Source organism: Collinsella sp. CLA-ER-H11, assembly GCF_040092445.1.
Classification (GTDB): domain Bacteria; phylum Actinomycetota; class Coriobacteriia; order Coriobacteriales; family Coriobacteriaceae; genus Collinsella.
The window spans coordinates 1-1363 of sequence record NZ_JBBNLN010000029.1 but is presented as its reverse complement, the minus strand read 5'-3'; the positions used below and the strand labels follow the sequence as shown (position 1 = coordinate 1363).

Genomic DNA, 1363 nt, shown 5'->3' with positions numbered 1-1363 from the left:
AAGGGCCTGATTCCGGAACTCCTCCGGGGTCAGGCCCTTCAATCTTACCTGCCTCCGGCTCGTGTTCCAGTGGACTATGTATTCCTCCAGGTCGCGTTTGAAATCCTCGAACGTCTTCCACTCGCGGCCCCGGTAGAACTCGTCCTTGACGTGGCCGAAGAGCTGCTCGGTGGCGGCATTGTCGATGCAGTTCGCCTTCCTGGACATGCTCTGGACGATGCCGGCGGCCTCGAGCCTGGATGTGTACGAGGCGTGCTGGTACTGCCAGCCCCGGTCCGAGTGCATGGTCGGGGCGGCGCCCTCGGGGATCTTGGACAGCAGCTCGTCGAGCATCCTCACCTGCTGGCCCATGTCGGGCGTGGTCGATATGTCGCTCGCCACGATCTCCTTGGTGCAGAAGTCCAGCGTCGGGGCCCAGTAGGCCTTGCCGCCAGCCACCTTGAACTCGGTGACGTCCGTCCCCAGCTTCTGCCACGGGGCCCCGGCGTCGAAATCCCTCGCGATCACGTTCTCGAACGTTCTGCCGACGACGCCCTTGTACGAGTTGTACCTGTGGTAGGCCGTCTCGCGTCTGATCCCGCAGCGGATCCCCATCTCGCGCATCATCTTGAGCACGGTCTTGTCGGCTATCACGGCCCCCTCTTCCGCCCTGAGGCACATCGCTATCTGCCGGTGCCCGCAGCCGTTGGCGGTGCGCGAGAAGATCTCGGCGGCCGCCTCCCGGAGCTCGGGGCGCGTGGGCCTCGGCGGGTGCGCGAGGGCGTAGTAGTAGGTCGACCTCTTGAGCTCGGCGCATGCGAGCAGGTGCCCGAGTGCGTGTCCCTCGGCGCGCAGGGCCGCGACCGCTTCGGCCTTCGCCCTGGTCAGAGCCCGTCCCTCTCGACCAGGGCGCGTAATTTTTTTAGGTAGGCCACCTCGGCCTCGAGCCTGCGGCACCGCTCCTCGAGCTCCTCCTCGCGGGTCCGCGGCCTCGCCCTGGAACCGCTCGGCCGGCCCTTGGGCCTCGGGCGCAGGGCCTCCGCGCCGCCCCGGCGGTATAGCGCGCACCACTTCTTGAGCGGCGACATCGACATTATGCCGAACGCCGCCATCGCCTCGGTCTTCGTCATGCCGCCGTCGACGACGGCGGAGGCGGCGGCGACCTTCTGCTCGTATGTGTACCTGCCCTGCTTTCCGTCCATGCGCAGCAGCACCTCGCTCCCGAATGCGCGGTATATCTCCTGCCATCTTCTCACGGCTTCCGCGGGAAGCGAAAGGGCAATCGCGGCAGATTTATACCCGTGCCCGAGCTCGAAGAGCCCTATGGCCGCCTTCCTGGCCTCGGCATCATGCTTCACCCTCAAATCAACGCGCATAAAGAAAG

Annotated in this window: 2 protein-coding genes; both read right to left on the bottom strand. The window is 65.9% G+C overall.

Translation table 11 applies throughout. The features are described from left to right. Positions 1-936: IS3 family transposase (locus AAAX35_RS09565; RefSeq protein ID WP_349117458.1), on the bottom strand; the 936-nt coding region annotated here is incomplete at its 3' end. After that, the coding region (locus AAAX35_RS09560) for a helix-turn-helix domain-containing protein (RefSeq protein ID WP_349117457.1) at positions 864-1363 on the bottom strand (500 nt) is incomplete at its 5' end. The genes AAAX35_RS09565 and AAAX35_RS09560, both read right to left, overlap by 73 nt.